The organism is Streptomyces sp. A0958 (assembly GCF_004795035.1).
Classification (GTDB): domain Bacteria; phylum Actinomycetota; class Actinomycetes; order Streptomycetales; family Streptomycetaceae; genus Streptomyces.
In genome coordinates this window covers 341,451-355,325 of record NZ_SSBK01000001.1, presented here as the reverse complement: position 1 = coordinate 355,325, position 13,875 = coordinate 341,451, and the positions used below count along the sequence as shown (strand labels likewise).

15 protein-coding genes and 3 tRNA genes are annotated in these 13,875 nt (G+C 72.2%); 5 read left to right on the top strand and 13 right to left on the bottom strand.

Annotated elements, in window-relative coordinates; all coding sequences use genetic code 11:
• Positions 1-78: 78 nt before the first annotated feature.
• Positions 79-151: transfer RNA gene (locus E6P78_RS01805), tRNA-Met, on the bottom strand.
• A gap of 45 nt (positions 152-196) precedes the next feature.
• A tRNA-Thr gene (locus E6P78_RS01800) sits at positions 197-269 on the bottom strand.
• A 377-nt stretch (positions 270-646) separates the two neighbouring features.
• Between E6P78_RS01800 and E6P78_RS01795 the strand changes: the two genes are divergently transcribed.
• Positions 647-1,903 (top strand): amidohydrolase family protein, encoded by a 1,257-nt coding sequence (locus E6P78_RS01795; protein WP_136201697.1) that lies wholly within the window; start codon positions 647-649, stop codon positions 1,901-1,903.
• Positions 1,904-1,937: 34 nt separating this feature from the next.
• Entirely contained in the window at positions 1,938-2,594 is a 657-nt protein-coding gene (locus tag E6P78_RS01790) for an SDR family oxidoreductase (RefSeq protein ID WP_136201696.1), read from the top strand.
• Positions 2,595-2,644: 50 nt separating this feature from the next.
• Here the strand turns inward: E6P78_RS01790 and E6P78_RS01785 are convergent, their stop codons facing one another.
• Together E6P78_RS01785 and E6P78_RS01780 are read right to left on the bottom strand one after the other, a co-directional pair.
• The gene (locus E6P78_RS01785) at positions 2,645-3,094 is read right to left on the bottom strand and encodes a DUF523 domain-containing protein (RefSeq protein WP_136201781.1); all 450 of its coding nucleotides are present in this window, start codon (positions 3,092-3,094) and stop codon (positions 2,645-2,647) included.
• A gap of 76 nt (positions 3,095-3,170) precedes the next feature.
• A tRNA-Tyr gene (locus E6P78_RS01780) sits at positions 3,171-3,252 on the bottom strand.
• 223 nt (positions 3,253-3,475) lie between these two features.
• Between E6P78_RS01780 and E6P78_RS01775 the strand changes: the two genes are divergently transcribed.
• The 3 genes from E6P78_RS01775 to E6P78_RS01765 all read left to right on the top strand — a co-directional run bounded on the left by E6P78_RS01775 (position 3,476) and on the right by E6P78_RS01765 (position 5,285).
• Positions 3,476-3,964 (top strand): YajQ family cyclic di-GMP-binding protein, encoded by a 489-nt coding sequence (locus tag E6P78_RS01775; RefSeq protein ID WP_136201695.1) that lies wholly within the window; start codon positions 3,476-3,478, stop codon positions 3,962-3,964.
• A gap of 146 nt (positions 3,965-4,110) precedes the next feature.
• Entirely contained in the window at positions 4,111-4,617 is a 507-nt protein-coding gene (locus tag E6P78_RS01770; RefSeq protein WP_136201694.1) for a methylated-DNA--[protein]-cysteine S-methyltransferase, read from the top strand.
• Positions 4,617-5,285: an alpha-ketoglutarate-dependent dioxygenase AlkB gene (locus E6P78_RS01765; protein WP_136201693.1), complete on the top strand. Its 669-nt coding sequence runs from the start codon at positions 4,617-4,619 to the stop codon at positions 5,283-5,285. Before E6P78_RS01770 ends, E6P78_RS01765 begins: the two co-directional genes overlap by 1 nt.
• Before the next feature lie 3 nt (positions 5,286-5,288).
• On the opposite strand, the gene E6P78_RS01760 is transcribed toward E6P78_RS01765, so the two are convergent.
• The 9 genes from E6P78_RS01760 to E6P78_RS01720 all read right to left on the bottom strand — a co-directional run bounded on the left by E6P78_RS01760 (position 5,289) and on the right by E6P78_RS01720 (position 13,796).
• Positions 5,289-5,561: a GlsB/YeaQ/YmgE family stress response membrane protein gene (locus E6P78_RS01760; RefSeq protein WP_136201692.1), complete on the bottom strand. Its 273-nt coding sequence runs from the start codon at positions 5,559-5,561 to the stop codon at positions 5,289-5,291.
• 92 nt (positions 5,562-5,653) lie between these two features.
• Positions 5,654-6,046, bottom strand: coding sequence for a YccF domain-containing protein (locus E6P78_RS01755; RefSeq protein WP_136201691.1), 393 nt, complete (start codon positions 6,044-6,046; stop codon positions 5,654-5,656).
• The gene (gene htpX, locus E6P78_RS01750; RefSeq protein WP_136201690.1) at positions 6,043-6,906 is read right to left on the bottom strand and encodes a zinc metalloprotease HtpX; all 864 of its coding nucleotides are present in this window, start codon (positions 6,904-6,906) and stop codon (positions 6,043-6,045) included. The genes E6P78_RS01755 and htpX overlap by 4 nt, the downstream gene beginning before the upstream one ends.
• A gap of 195 nt (positions 6,907-7,101) precedes the next feature.
• Positions 7,102-7,566, bottom strand: coding sequence for a large conductance mechanosensitive channel protein MscL (gene mscL, locus E6P78_RS01745; RefSeq protein WP_136201689.1), 465 nt, complete (start codon positions 7,564-7,566; stop codon positions 7,102-7,104).
• Positions 7,567-7,667: 101 nt separating this feature from the next.
• Positions 7,668-9,221 carry an NADH-quinone oxidoreductase subunit N gene (locus tag E6P78_RS01740; RefSeq protein ID WP_240799001.1) on the bottom strand — a complete coding sequence of 518 codons (1,554 nt, stop codon included), beginning with the start codon at positions 9,219-9,221 and terminating at the stop codon, positions 7,668-7,670.
• Positions 9,218-10,768, bottom strand: coding sequence for an NADH-quinone oxidoreductase subunit M (locus E6P78_RS01735; protein ID WP_136201779.1), 1,551 nt, complete (start codon positions 10,766-10,768; stop codon positions 9,218-9,220). Before E6P78_RS01735 ends, E6P78_RS01740 begins: the two co-directional genes overlap by 4 nt.
• Positions 10,769-10,795: 27 nt before the next feature.
• On the bottom strand, positions 10,796-12,796 hold the full coding sequence (locus tag E6P78_RS01730; protein WP_136201688.1) for an NADH-quinone oxidoreductase subunit L: 2,001 nt from the start codon (positions 12,794-12,796) through the stop codon (positions 10,796-10,798).
• Positions 12,793-13,224: an NADH-quinone oxidoreductase subunit NuoK gene (nuoK, locus tag E6P78_RS01725; protein WP_136201687.1), complete on the bottom strand. Its 432-nt coding sequence runs from the start codon at positions 13,222-13,224 to the stop codon at positions 12,793-12,795. Before nuoK ends, E6P78_RS01730 begins: the two co-directional genes overlap by 4 nt.
• Positions 13,224-13,796: an NADH-quinone oxidoreductase subunit J gene (locus tag E6P78_RS01720; RefSeq protein ID WP_240799007.1), complete on the bottom strand. Its 573-nt coding sequence runs from the start codon at positions 13,794-13,796 to the stop codon at positions 13,224-13,226. The genes nuoK and E6P78_RS01720 overlap by 1 nt, the downstream gene beginning before the upstream one ends.
• Positions 13,797-13,875: the final 79 nt, after the last annotated feature.

The window sequence follows — 13,875 nt, the reverse complement described above, 5'->3', positions numbered from 1 at the left end:
CTTGGACGGACGATGGACGGATGAACGCAAAAAAGAGTAGCCGATCGAAGGACCGACCCCACAATCGGCTACTGTTAGTAGCGGTGACCGGACTTGAACCGGTGACACAGCGATTATGAGCCGCTTGCTCTACCGACTGAGCTACACCGCTTTGATGACGAGTCCCCCCGCCGAAGCGGGGTTTCCCGATCACCAGAGCCCCAATGCGGAATCGAACCGCAGACCTTCTCCTTACCATGGAGACGCTCTACCGACTGAGCTATTGGGGCGAGCGATGAAGACATTACACGCTCGGTCGCCGATCGCCCAAATCCGTTTCGCGGCCCCCGGCCGACCCCACCTCGTACCCCGGTCCGGCCGCCCGTACGCCGCTGATCAGCAAGGCCGCACCGGTACGACTATTGCGCTCCTCCTCGAACGGGACCGAGCACGCCCCTGAGGGCTGTCCCGTAATCCCTGACGGGCGCACGACGACAGCCACGGCCCCTCGCAGCGTTGTCGGAACGCCCGAATACGCCAGTACGCGGACGCCACTCCGCCTTGCGACGCACCGCACCTGACGCCACGCGCTGATCCACCAGGGATTACCGGACAGCCCTTAGGCTCAACTCACTCTGCGTGATCTTGCCCCCTCCCCAGGAGCGCGATGCCCGACAGCCAGCCGCGGCGGCCCGGCGACCACGCGGCCGACGCCACCGTCAGCCCGGACAGCTCCGCGCTGACGCTCTGCGGCGCCCGCCTCACCGATGGCCGCGTCGTGGACGTACGGCTCCGCGGCGGCCGCATCGAGGCCGTCGGCACCGCCGGCAGCCTCCCCGCCCCCGGCGCCCGACTGGATCTGCGCGGCCACCTGCTGCTCCCCGCGCCCGCCGAACCGCACGCCCACAGCGACACCGCCCTCACCGCCGACACCGCCGGGCCCGCCCCTCAGCACCCCGACGCCATCCAGCGGCGCGCCACCGAGGCCGCGCTGCTCCAGCTCGGCCACGGCGCGACGGCCCTGCGCTCGCACGTGCGGATCGGCGACGTACAGGGCCTGGCCGCGCTGGAAGCCGTCCTGCAGGCCCGGCGCTCCCTGCGCGGCCTGGCCGACCTGACCACGGTCGCCATGCCCCGGCTGCTGACCGGCGTCGCCGGCGCGGACAACCTGGCCATGCTCCGCGACGCCGTGAAGATGGGCGCCGGCGCGGTCGGCGGCTGCCCGGACCTCGATCCGGACCCGGCCGGGTACGCCGAAGCCGTCCTGGAGGTGGCCGCGGAGCACGGCTGCCCCGTGGACCTGCACACGGACGGTGACGATCCCGCCCGGCTCGCCCGCCTCGCCGCGATGGCGGGCGGCATGCGCCAGGAGGTCACCGTGGGCCCCTGCGCCGGCCTCGCCCGCCTCCCCGGCGACACGGCCGCCCGGGCCGCCGCCCAGCTGGCCGCCGCCGGGGTCGGCGTGGTCTGCCTCCCCCAGGGCGGCTGCCGCGGCGCGGAGTGCCGGGGCACCGCCCCCGTACGGCTGCTGCGCGAGGCCGGGGTGCGGGTCGCGGCGGGAAGCGGGGCGCTGCGCGATCCGGCCAATCCGGTGGGCCGCGGCGACCCGCTGGAGGCCGCCTTCCTGCTTGCCTCGCAAAGCGGGCTGCGCCCCGAGCACGCCTACGCGGCGGTGTCCGCCGAGGCCAGGCGCGTGATGGGGCTCCCCGAGGTCCGCGTCGAGGCGGGCTTCCCCGCCGAGCTGCTCGCCGTACGCGGGGACGGGCTCGCCGGTGCGCTGTCGCTGGCGTACAGCCGGGTCGTGGTGCACCGGGGCCGGGTGGTCGCCCGGACCAGCGCGGTGCGCGAGTACTGCGACTCGGAGACGGGCGGCGGCCCCGGACTGCCGCGCCAGGGACGGCCGGAATCGACCGGCGGGCCGTGAGCGTCGCGGCGCGCTCCGGCGTACCGTCGGTTCCATGCGCATTGTCATCGCAGGTGGACATGGTCAGATCGCGCTGCGGCTGGAGCGGCTGCTCGCTGCACGCGGGGATGAGGCGGCCGGCATCATCCGCAACCCCCAACAGAGCGACGACCTCCGGGCGGCGGGCGCCGAGCCGGTGGTGCTGGATCTGGAATCGGCCACGGTGGAGGAGGCCGCCGAGGTGCTGCGGGGCGCCGACGCGGCGGTCTTCGCGGCCGGCGCGGGCCCCAACAGCGGTACGGCCCGCAAGGACACCGTGGACCGGGGCGCGGCCGTGCTGTTCGCGGACGCGGCGGAGCGGGCGGGGGTGCGGCGTTACGTCGTGGTCTCGTCCATGGGCGCCGACCCGGACCATCCCGGCGACGAGGTGTTCGACGTCTACCTGCGGGCCAAGGGCGCGGCGGACGCGGACGTACGGGCGAGGTCCGGGCTGGACTGGACGGTCCTCAGGCCCGGCATGCTGACCAATGACGCGGGCACCGGGCAGGTCCTGCTCGCCGCGTCGACGGGCCGGGGCCCGGTGCCGCGCGACGACGTGGCGGCGGTGCTCATGGAGCTGCTGGACACCCCGGCCACGGCGGGGCTGACCCTCGAACTGATCTCGGGCAACGTGCCGCTGACGGTCGCGGTGAAGGACATCGCCGGGAACTGATCCGGCACGTGGACCGGCCTGGACGGCGCGCTCCGGCCGGTCCGCCGCGTTCAGCCGCGGGGCGCCTGGCGCACGGTGATGCCGTGCCGCTCCAGCAGGGCCGCGGTGACTCCGTCGCCGGGCCGCAGCTCGCCGGTGAACGTACCGTCATGAACCGCGCCCCGCCCGCAGGAAGGGCTGCGGGGCATGAGCAGCGCCTCGGTGCAGCCGGACCGCCGCGCCGCCTCCAGCGCCCGCCGGGCGCCGTCCACGAACGCCTCGGTCACATCGCGCCCGGTGTCCTCCACGACGCGGGCCCGGCCGTCCAGCACGTCGTGCCCGTCGCCGCCGACGATCTCGGCGGGGCGGCGGGGCGTGGGCAGCCCGCCGGCGGTCTCGGGGCAGAAGGCGACGGCCCTGCGGTCGCCGATCGCGCCGGCCATCGGCTCCGATTCCTTGCTCCGGCCGTCGAAGCGGCAGGGCACGCCGCGCAGGCAGGCACTGACGAGTACGGAATCCACGCTCACACCCTTCCCTTTCCCATCTCTCGTCGGACAACAGAGAAGGCCCCCGTCCGAAGACAGGGGCCTTGCTTTGTGGCGGCGCCAGGGTTCGAACCTGGGTAGGCTGAGCCGGCAGATTTACAGTCTGCTCCCTTTGGCCACTCGGGCACACCGCCAAGGGATGCTGCCGTGAGACCCGCTTTGTGGCGGTGCTCCGTGGCAACGACGTAAACGATACCTGATGACCGGGGGTGCTACGCCACCGGATTGACCAGCGGCCCCGGCGGGCGCGGGTGGCTAGGCTTTGCCGGGCGGCAGGGGCCCGCGCATCCTGAAGGTCCCGCGGCCGCTTCGTACGCACATCCTTTCCAGCACCCCCGATCCAAGGAGCCACACGTCATGGCCGACTCCAGTTTCGACATCGTCTCGAAGGTCGAGCGGCAGGAGGTCGACAACGCCCTCAACCAGGCCGCCAAGGAGATTTCCCAGCGCTACGACTTCAAGGGCACGGACGCCTCGATCGCCTGGTCCGGCGAGAAGATCCTGATGCAGGCGAACGGCGAGGAGCGGGTCAAGGCCATCCTCGACATCTTCCAGTCCAAGCTGATCAAGCGCGGCATCTCGCTGAAGTCGCTGGACGCCGGTGAGCCGCAGCTGTCCGGCAAGGAGTACAAGCTCTTCGCCTCGATCGAGGAGGGCATCTCCCAGGAGAACGCCAAGAAGGTCGCGAAGATCATCCGCGACGAGGGCCCGAAGGGCGTCAAGGCGCAGGTCCAGGGCGAAGAGCTGCGGGTCACCTCGAAGAGCCGGGACGACCTCCAGGCCGTGCAGGCGCTGCTGAAGGCCCAGGACTTCGATTTCGACGTGCAGTTCACGAACTACCGGTAGGACGCCGCGGTCCGGGAGCGGAACCTCTCGTTCCGCGCCCGGACTGGATGTCCGAATACCGCCGGTCGCGGCGGTCCGGGCGCAGCAGACTGGTCCGTGACGGCCGGCGTTCCGGCCGGTCGCACGGACGAGGAGAGGGACGAGCCATGACCATGTACGCGACGGTCGACAGCCCACTGGGTGAACTGCTGCTGGTCGGCGAACAGGCCCCGGGGCCGGCGGGCATCGCGCTCGTCTCGCTCTCCCTGCCCGGGCAGAAGGGCGCGGCGGTCGTCCAGGACGGCTGGGCGCCCGCGCCCTCGGCGTTCGCGCCGGTCGCGGCCCAGTTGCGGGAGTACTTCGAGGGGCGCAGGACGCGTTTCGACCTGGTGTACGCCGAGGGCCGGGGCACGGACTTCCAGCGCCGGGTCTGGGCCGCGCTGGACGCCGTCCCGTACGGGGAGACGGTGTCCTACGGGCAGATCGCCGAGCGGGTCGGCGCGAGCGGGGCCGGGGTGCGGGCCGTGGGCACGGCGATCGGGCGCAATCCGCTGCTGGTCGTGCGGCCGTGCCACCGGGTGATCGGTGCGGACGGGGCGCTGCGCGGCTACGCGGGCGGGCTGGAGCGCAAGGAGCGGCTGCTGGGGCTCGAAGGCGCCCTGGCCGCGCGCTGATGGAGGGGCTGTTCCCCAGGCCGCGTGCGGTGGTCGCGCCGGGGGCGGTGCATGTGCCCGACTGGCTGTCGCCGGAGCGGCAGCGGCAGTTGGTGGCGGCGTGCCGGGAGTGGGCGCGGGGGCCCGTTCCGCTGCGGCACACGGCGTTGCCGGGCGGTGGGGTGATGTCGGTGCGGACGGTGTGTCTGGGCTGGCACTGGCAGCCGTACCGCTACTCGCGTACGGCGGACGATGTGAACGGCGCGCGGGTCGCCCCGTTCCCTGGCTGGCTCGCGGAGCTGGGGCGGGCGGCCGTGGCGGAGGCGTACGGGCCACGGAGTCCGGCGGGGGCGTACGAGCCGGATGCCGCGCTGGTCAACTTCTACGACGACTCGGCCCGGATGGGCATGCACCAGGACAACGAGGAGCGGTCCGGGGCGCCCGTGGTGTCGTTCAGCATCGGCGACACGTGTGTCTTCCGCTTCGGCAACACGGAGGGGCGGGGGCGGCCCTACACGGACGTGGAGCTGGCCTCCGGGGACCTGTTCGTGTTCGGCGGGCCTTCGCGGCGCGCGTTCCACGGGGTGCCGTCGATCCGGCCGGGCACCGCCCCTCCCGGAACGGGGATGAGCGGTGGCCGGCTCAATGTGACGTTGCGTGAGACGGGGCTGGGGCGGCCTTCGGTGTAGTCGTCAGCGGCGTTCGCGGGAGTTGCCGAAGATCAGCCGGTAGGCGATCAGCAGGACCAGTGAGCCGCCGACGGCCGCGATCCAGGTCGCCGGGTCGAAGAAGTCCTTGGTGATCTCGCGGTCCAGGAAGCGCGACGATATCCAGCCACCGAGGAAGGCACCGACGATCCCGATGAGGGTGGTGCCCAACACGCCGCCGGGGTCCCGCCCCGGCAGCAGGACCTTGGCGATGACGCCGGCGACAAGCCCAAGAATGATCCAGCCGATAATGGTCATGCGTGCGAACCTACCCGTCACTCGGTCTTGAAAGCCAAGACGCCCACGACGGGCGGGCGGTTGCGCGGCACGGCCTGTCGGCCCCGTTTCGTCTACCAGCCCGCGAACTGCGCGTCGGTGCTGACGATCTCCTTGCCGAAGGGCATCAGGGACACCGGGATCAGCTTGAAGTTGGCGATGCCCAGGGGGATGCCGATGATCGTGATGCAGAGGGCGATGCCGGTGGTGATGTGACCGAGCGCCAGCCACCAGCCGGCGAGAATCAGCCAGAGCACGTTGCCGACGCACGAGGGGCTCCCCGCGTCCCGGCGGTCGACGACCCGGTACCCGAAGGGCCACAGCGCGTAGATGCCGATACGGAAGGCGGCCAGGCCGAACGGGATGCCGATGATCGTGACGCAGAGCAGGAGCCCCGCGAGCAGATAGCCGAGGAACATCCAGAAGCCGCACAGGATCAGCCAAATGACGTTCAGAATGGTTTTCACGGGCGAGGACCTGCCATCTGCTCGAGTCGGGCGATGCGCTCCGCCATCGGCGGGTGGGTCGAGAACATCTTGGACATCCCCTGCCCGGCGCGGAACGGGTTGGCGATCATCATGTGGCTCGCGGTCTCGATCCTCGGCTCCGGGGGCAGCGGGAGCTGCTGGGTTCCGGCCTCCAGCTTCCGCAGGGCGCCGGCCAGGGCCAGCGGGTCGCCGGTCAGCCGGGCGCCCGAGGCGTCCGCCTCGTACTCCCGGGAGCGGCTGACGGCCAGTTGGATCACGGACGCGGCGAGCGGGCCCAGGATCATGATCAGCAGCATGCCGAGGAGGCCGGGGCCCTCGTCGTCGTTGGAACGGCCGACCGGGATCAGCCAGGCGAAGTTGACCAGGAACATCACGACGGAGGCCAGCGCGCCGGCGACGGACGAGATGAGGATGTCGCGGTTGTGGACATGGCTGAGCTCGTGGCCCAGGACGCCGCGCAGCTCCCGTTCGTCCAGGATCTGGAGGATGCCCTCGGTGCAGCAGACCGCGGCGTTGCGCGGGTTGCGGCCGGTCGCGAAGGCGTTGGGTGCCTGGGTCGGGGAGATGTAGAGGCGGGGCATGGGCTGGCGCGCCGAGGTGGAGAGCTCGCGGACGATGCGGTAGAGCTGGGGCGCCTGGAACTCGCTGACCGGGCGCGCGCGCATGGCCCGCAGCGCCAGCTTGTCGCTGTTCCAGTAGGCGTAGGCGTTGGTGCCGACGGCTACCAGGAGCGCGACGATCAGACCCGTACGGCCGAAGAAGCCGCCGATGACGATGATGAGTGCGGACAGGCCCCCGAGGAGTACGGCGGTTCTCAGCCCGTTGTGCCGGCGGTGCACGGTACGCCCTCCAAATCGTGCAGCAGGGGAACCCTTGCTGGGTGGGGCTCCACTCCCCAGTGGAGCCTCCCGTACTGGTCAACGCGAGGCGGGGAAAGCTAGTTCCCTTGTGCGTGGGGGCGGGCGGCCCGGCCCCGTTCCCGCATGCGAGCGCCGGGGCCGGCCTGGGCCGTGCGGGTGGCGGCGCGGGGCGGCTCAGCGCTGGGCGGGGAGCTTCGCGAGCTCCACGGCCTCGGGGTCGGGCTCGACCTCGCTGGTGCAGTGGGCGCAGCGGGAGGCGATGGCCGGGATCTCGGTGTAGCAGCGGGGGCAGTCGCGCAGGGCGGCCTTGATGTCGACCGCCTCCTGGACCTTCCTGGCCGTGAACCGGTCCTGGACCTTGGACATGGGCACGACGACACAGAAGTAGAGGATCGAGGCGGTGATGAGGAAGGCGATCGCGGCGCTGACGAAGAGGCCGTAGGGGAACGTCACACCGTCGAACTTGAACTCGGCCTTGCTGAAGTCGCCGGTGCCGCGGGTGATGATGCCGATCATCGGGACGATGAAGGCGTTGCTGAACCCCGTGACGACTGCGGTGAACGCGGCTCCGACGGCGAGACCGACCGCCATGGAGATGACGTTTCCGCGCAGGATGAAGTCCTTGAACCCGCTCAGCACTGCTCTGGCTCCTCTGTGGTGATGTGAAGGTCGTACGCGCCCACGCGCGGGCACGACCCTGCCCTGCGGGGGCTGCCGGGGGCAAACCGATCTCGTGGCCGTCAGAACAGGTTGACGGCGGCGAACCGGAGCACGGTCTGCGGGGCGCCCGACAGGACGATGCCGGCGACGGCGGTGAGGACGATCGCGGCGGTGAGGGGTGCCGGGGTGCGGTGCCGGGTGGCGGGGGCGGGCTGCCGCGTACCGTCCGGCTCGGGCGCGCGGAACAGGGCGGCGGTCCACTGGAGGTAGTAGTACAGCGCGACGACGACGTTCACGGCCATGACGACGGCGAGCCAGCCCAGTCCGGCGTCGACGGCCGCGGAGAAGACCGTGACCTTGGCGAAGAGGCCGATGATGCCCGGCGGCAGCCCGGCCAGGCAGAGCAGGAAGAAGGCCAGCGCGAGGGCGGCGAGCGGCCGGGTCGCGTACAGGCCCCGGTAGTCGGCGAGGCGGTTGCCGGGGTGGGTACGGGCGACGAGGGCGGCCACCGCGAACGCGCCGAGGTTCACGACGGCGTACATCAGGGCGTACGCGACGGTGGAGCCGATCCGGCGGTCCCCGGCGTACGCGGCGGCGGCGATCGGCACCAGGAGGTAGCCGGCCTGGGCGACGGAGGACCAGGCGAGCAGGCGGACCGCGCTGCGGGCGCGGGTGGCGCTCTGGCGGAGCGCGGCGACGTTGCCGACGGTCATGGTGAGCGCGGCGAGTACGGCGAGGGCGGGGCCCCAGACGTCCGCGTACGCCGGGAAGGCGATCACCGTGACGAGGATGAGGCCGGAGAAGCCGACCGCCTTGCCGACGACCGACAGGTAGGCGGCGATCGGCAGGGGGGCGCCTACGTAGGTGTCGGGCACCCAGAAGTGGAAGGGCGCGGCGGCCGTCTTGAAGGCGAAGCCGACGAGGGTCAGGGCGACGCCCGCCCCGGCGAGGGTGGAGAGCCGGCCGGGGACGTGGTCGAGGCGGCCCGCCAGGTCGGTGAGGTGGAGGGTGCCGGTGGCCGCGTACACGAAGCTGACGCCGAGGAGCATCACGGCGGTGGCGGTCACCGAGGACAGGAAGAACTTCAGCGCGGCCTCGGAGGAGCGCCGGTCGCCGCGCTTGATGCCGACGAGGGCGAAGGCGGGCAGCGAGGCGACTTCGAGGGCGATGACGAGCGTGGCGAGGTCGCGGGCGGCGGGCAGGAGGGCGGCGCCGGCTGCGGACGACAGCAGCAGGAACCAGAATTCGCCGGCCGGCAGCTTGCGGGTGTCACCGATGGAGAGCAGGGCGGTGAGCAGGGCGCCGCCGAGGACGAGGGCCTGGATGACCAGGGTGAAGTGGTCGGCGGTGTAGCTGCAGGCGCGGGTGCCGGTGCTGAGGCAGAAGGTGGAGCGGTCGCCGTCGTGGAGCGGGATGATCAGAGCGAGCCCGGCGACGAGTCCGGCGACGGCTCCGTAGCCGAGGAGGGGTTTGCGGGCCGCGGGGACGAAGAGGTCGGCGACCAGGACGGCGACGGCTACGGCCGCGACGGCTACGGGGGGTGCCAGGGCGAGCCAGTCGACGGACTGGACGAGGCTGCCGGTGCTCTCGGCCGCCGACTGGGCGATGCCGGCGGTTGCGGCCGCGGTGGTCACGACTTGCCTCCTGCGAGGAGCTTCTGCACGGCCGGGTCGGTGAGGCCGAGGAGGACGGCGGGCCAGAGGCCGGCGAGGACGGTGAGGGCCGCGAGGGGGGTCCAGGCGGCGAATTCGTAGCTCTGCACGTCGGCGATCGGCTGCGGTTCGTCGCGCGTGGCGCCCATGCAGACGCGGCGGACCACGATCAGGAGGTAGGCGGCGGTGAGCAGGGTGCCGAACGCGGCGATGGACATGAAGGTCAGGAAGGCGGGCCTGCTGAGCCCTTCGGCGGGGTCGAACGCGCCGAACAGGGCGAGCATCTCGCCCCAGAAGCCGGCGAGTCCGGGCAGGCCGAGGGAGGCGATCGCGGCGAACGCGAGGAGGCCTCCGAGGCGGGGGGCGCGGCCGTAGAGGGCGGCGCCGGTGGCCCCGGCGAGGGTGTCGAGGTCGGCGGTGCCGTGCCGGTCCTTGACCGCGCCGACCAGGAAGAACAGCAGCCCGGTGATGAGTCCGTGGGCGATGTTGGCGAAGAGCGCGCCGTTGACGCCGGTGGGGGTCATGCTCGCGATGCCGAGGAGGACGAACCCCATGTGGCCGACGGAGGAGTACGCGATGAGCCGCTTCAGGTCGCCCTTGGAGCCGGGGCGGGCGAGCGCCAGGCAGGCGAGCGACCCGTAGATGACGCCGGCGACGGCGAAGGCGGCGAGGTACGGGGCGAAGGTGTGCATGCCGTCGGGGGCGACGGGGAGCAGAATCCGGACGAACCCGTACGTGCCCATCTTCAGCAGGACGCCCGCGAGGAGGACGGAGCCGACCGTCGGGGCGGCGGTGTGGGCGTCGGGGAGCCAGCTGTGCAGCGGCCACATCGGGGTCTTCACCGCGAGCCCGATGCCGATCGCGAGGACGGCGATGACCTGCACGGACGAGGTGAGCCCGCGGCCGTTGTCAGTGGCGAGTGCCACCATGTCGAAGGTGCCGCTCTTCAGTCCGATGAGGAGCAGGCCCAGCAGCATGACGACCGAGCCGAGCAGTGTGTAGAGGATGAACTTCCAGGCGGCCGCCTGCCTCTGCGCACCGCCCCAGCGGGCGATGAGGAAGTACATCGGGATGAGCACCATCTCGAACGCCAGGAAGAACAGGATCAGGTCGAGGACGGCGAAGGTGGCGAGGGTGCCGGACTCCAGGACGAGGATCAGTGCGACGAAGGCCTTCGGGGAGGGGCCCGCGGGCATCTTGAAGTAGCTGTAGAGCGCGCAGAGGAAGGTCAGCAGCGCGGTCAGTACGAGCAGGGGGAGCGAAATGCCGTCGATGCCGAGGTGGATGCGTACATCCAGCGCCGGAATCCAGCTGATGTCGGTGGTGGCCTGCATCTTCGACGGGTGGTCGTGGTCGAAGCCGGCGGCCAGCGCGAGCGTCGCGAGGAGGATGACGCCGGTGACGGTCACGCCGTGGCGGAGCACGGCCTGGTCGGGGCTGCTGCCCTTGAGCCCGGGCGGGGCGGGGAGCAGGGCCGCGACGGCGCCGATGAGCGGGGCGACGACGACGAACGCCAGAAGGAACTGCATCACGGACGCACTGATATCGATCACGGCTCACGACCCGGCGTTGACGTTGGCGAAGACGACGGCGGCGACCGCCAGGACCAGGGAACCGGCGAGCAGTGCGCTGACGTAGGTCTGCACGTTGCCGGTCTGGGCGCGGCGGACGGCGGTGCCGAGCCAGCGTGCGCCGGTGGCTGAGCCGCGTACGTAGGTGTCGACCACCTCGCGGTCCAGGAAGCGGACGAGGCGCGCCGCGGCCTGGACGGGGCGGACGAACAGCGCCGCGTACAGGGCGTCCAGGTGGAAGCCGGTGGCCGCGTGGCGGTGGAGCGGGCCGAGCAGCAGGCGGCCGGGGTCGGCGGGGTCGGGGGCGTCACCGGCTGTGCCGTAGGCGGCGGTGCGGGCCTCGATGGCCTCGATCTCGACGAGGGCGGGTTCCGCGCCGGGGTGGGCGACGACCGAGCCCATCGGGACGCGGGCGGCGAGTGCGGTGGTGTGGCGCCAGGCCCCGTAGGTGACGAGGCCGCCGACGAGGCCGACGCCGGTGGAGAGCACGGCGGTGGTCAGCGACGGGGTGAGGCGGTGGCCGTCGAACCAGTCGCCGATCACGCCGACGGTCAGCCCGAGCGCGATGGTGGGGACGGCCAGCACCCACAGGACGGTGGTCATGGCGACGGGCTGCCTGCCGTGGTCGGGGGCCTCGGCGCCCCGGCCCCGGAAGGCGAGGAGCCAGAGCCGGGTGGCGTAGGCGGCGGTGAGCACGGCGGCCAGGAGCCCGGCGACGAGGACGGTCCAGCCGGCGGCGGCCGGGGCGACGTGCCGGTGGCCGAGCGCGGTGTGCTCGGCGGCGACGAGGACGGCTTCCTTGGAGAAGAAGCCGGCGAACGGGGGGATGGCGGCCAGTGCGAGGAGGGCGACGGTCATCGTCCAGTAGGCGTCGGGGATGCGCCGGGCCAGTCCGCTCATCCGGGACATGGCGGCCAGTGAGTTGGTGCCGGCGGCGTGGATGACGACCCCGGCGGCGAGGAAGAGGACCGCTTTGAAGGCACCGTGCGAGATGAGGTGGAAGACGGCGGCCCCGCGGTCGCCGACGGCCAGGGCGCCGGACATGTAGCCGAGCTGGCCGATGGTCGAGTAGGCGAGGACGCGCTTGATGTCGTCCTGGGCGAGGGCGGCGAGCCCGGAGCCGATCATCGTGACGGCCGCCATCACGGCGAGGACGACGAGGGCGGCGCCGGATGCCGCGAAGACGGGGAGGAGCCGGGCCACGAAGTAGATGCCGGCGGCGACCATCGTCGCCGCGTGGATCAGGGCGGAGACGGGGGTGGGGCCGGCCATGGCGTCGGGCAGCCAGGTGTGCAGGGGGAACTGCGCGGACTTGCCCGCGACCCCGGCGAGCAGGAGGAGCGCGATGAGGGTGGGGTGATCGAGGCCGTCGTGGGCGACGGCGCCCAGGATGCCGGTGATGCGGAAGGTGCCGGTGTCGGCGGCGAGGGCGAACAGGCCGATGAGGAAGGGGACGTCGCCGAGCTTGGTGACCAGGAACGCCTTGAGGGAGGCGGCGCGGGCCTCGGGCGTCTCCCAGTAGTGGCCGACCAGGAAGTAGGAGCAGATGCCCATGATCTCCCAGCCGACCAGGAGCACCATCAGGTCGCCGGAGTAGACGACGAGCAGCATCGCGGAGGTGAAGAGGGAGACGAGGGCCGCGTACGAGGGGTAGCGGGGGTCGTCGCGCAGGTAGGCGGTCGAGTAGATCTGCACGCAGCTCGCGACGAGGGCGACCAGCACGGCGACGAGGACGGCGAAGCCGTCGAGGTGCAGCGCGAGGTCGATCGGGACGGAGCCGGTGGGGGTGAGCTGGGTCGCCGCGTCGATGGCCCGGCCGCCGCCCTGGCGCGCGGCGACGACGGCCGCGAGGACGAGGGAGGCGAGGGAGGGCAGTACGGCGAGCGGCCGGACGTAGCCGGGCGCGGTGCGGCCGGTGAGGAGACCGGCGGCGGCGCCCAGGAACGGGAGGAGGGGGACGAGGACGGCGAGGGTCGTGGTGGTCACGCGGTGGCCTCTGCCTTCTTTGCCTTCCCTGCCGCAGCAGTGGCCTGGTCTTCGGGGCGGGCGGCGGTGCCCGTGGGGTCGTCGTCCTCGTCGTCGCCGGCCGGGACCGTTTCGGCCTCGTCGGTCTCGGCGGTGTCGCGGAGGCGGTCGATGTCGGAGGTGCCGCGGTTGCGGTAGACGGCGAGGACGATCGCCAGGCCGATGCCGATCTCCGCCGCCGCGATGGCGATGGTGAACAGGGTGAGGGCCTGGCCGGAGTGGAGGGTGTCGCGGAGCCAGACGTCGAAGGCGACCAGGTTGAGGTTGACGGCGTTGAGCATCAGCTCGACGGACATCAGGACGAGGATCGCGTTGCGGCGGGCGAGGACTCCGTACAGCCCGGTGCAGAAGAGGAGGGCGGCGAGCACGGCGGGATAGGCGAGGTGCATCAGCTCTTGTCCTCTCGGTGCGTGGTGGCCTGGGCCTTGGCCGCTCCGCTCGTGGTGGCCCGGGCCTTGGCCGCTCCGCTCGTGGTGGCCCCGCCCTTGCGGGACAGGACGATCGCGCCGACCAGGGCGGCGAGCAGCAGGACGGAGAGTGCTTCGAAGGGGAGCACCCAGTTCCGGAAGAGGAAGGAGCCGGTGGCCTCGGTGGAGCCCTGGGCGGGCCCGTCCAGCTCGATCCAGGTCGTGCGGAAGGCGTCCACGACGACCCAGACGAGGGTGCCGGCCGCGGCGACGGCCACCGCGAGGGCGGCCCAGCGGTTCTCCGAATCGGCGTCCGGGGAGCGGCCGATGGGGGCACGTGTGAGCATCAGGCCGAACAGGAGGAGGACGACGACGGAACCCACGTAGATCAGTACCTGCACCCAGGCGATGAACTCCGCGGTGAGCAGGAGGTATTCGACGGCGAGGCCGCCGAGCGCCACGATCAGCCAGAGGGCGGCGTGCACCAGCTGCCTGGTCGTGACGGTCACGAGGGCCGCGCCGAGGGTGGCGATGCCGACGAGGACGAAGGCGATCTCGACCCCGGTCGGGGAGAGGAAGCCGGGGTGGTGGTTCGCGGCTGCGGCGAGGGCGGGACCGGTGGTGGCTCCGGCG

Bases quoted from the DNA above. Each gene is read 5' to 3' on its own strand.
- E6P78_RS01795 (WP_136201697.1), top strand. From the start codon at position 647: ATGCCCGACAGCCAGCCGCGGCGGCCCGGCGACCACGCGGCCGACGCC.
- E6P78_RS01775 (WP_136201695.1), top strand. From the start codon at position 3,476: ATGGCCGACTCCAGTTTCGACATCGTCTCGAAGGTCGAGCGGCAGGAG.
- E6P78_RS01760 (WP_136201692.1), bottom strand. From the start codon at position 5,561: ATGACCATTATCGGCTGGATCATTCTTGGGCTTGTCGCCGGCGTCATC.
- E6P78_RS01735 (WP_136201779.1), bottom strand. From the start codon at position 10,768: ATGCAGTTCCTTCTGGCGTTCGTCGTCGTCGCCCCGCTCATCGGCGCC.
- nuoK (WP_136201687.1), bottom strand. From the start codon at position 13,224: ATGCACCTCGCCTATCCCGCCGTGCTCGCCGCCCTCCTCTTCTGCACC.
- E6P78_RS01770 (WP_136201694.1), top strand. From the start codon at position 4,111: ATGACCATGTACGCGACGGTCGACAGCCCACTGGGTGAACTGCTGCTG.
- E6P78_RS01790 (WP_136201696.1), top strand. From the start codon at position 1,938: ATGCGCATTGTCATCGCAGGTGGACATGGTCAGATCGCGCTGCGGCTG.
- E6P78_RS01765 (WP_136201693.1), top strand. From the start codon at position 4,617: ATGGAGGGGCTGTTCCCCAGGCCGCGTGCGGTGGTCGCGCCGGGGGCG.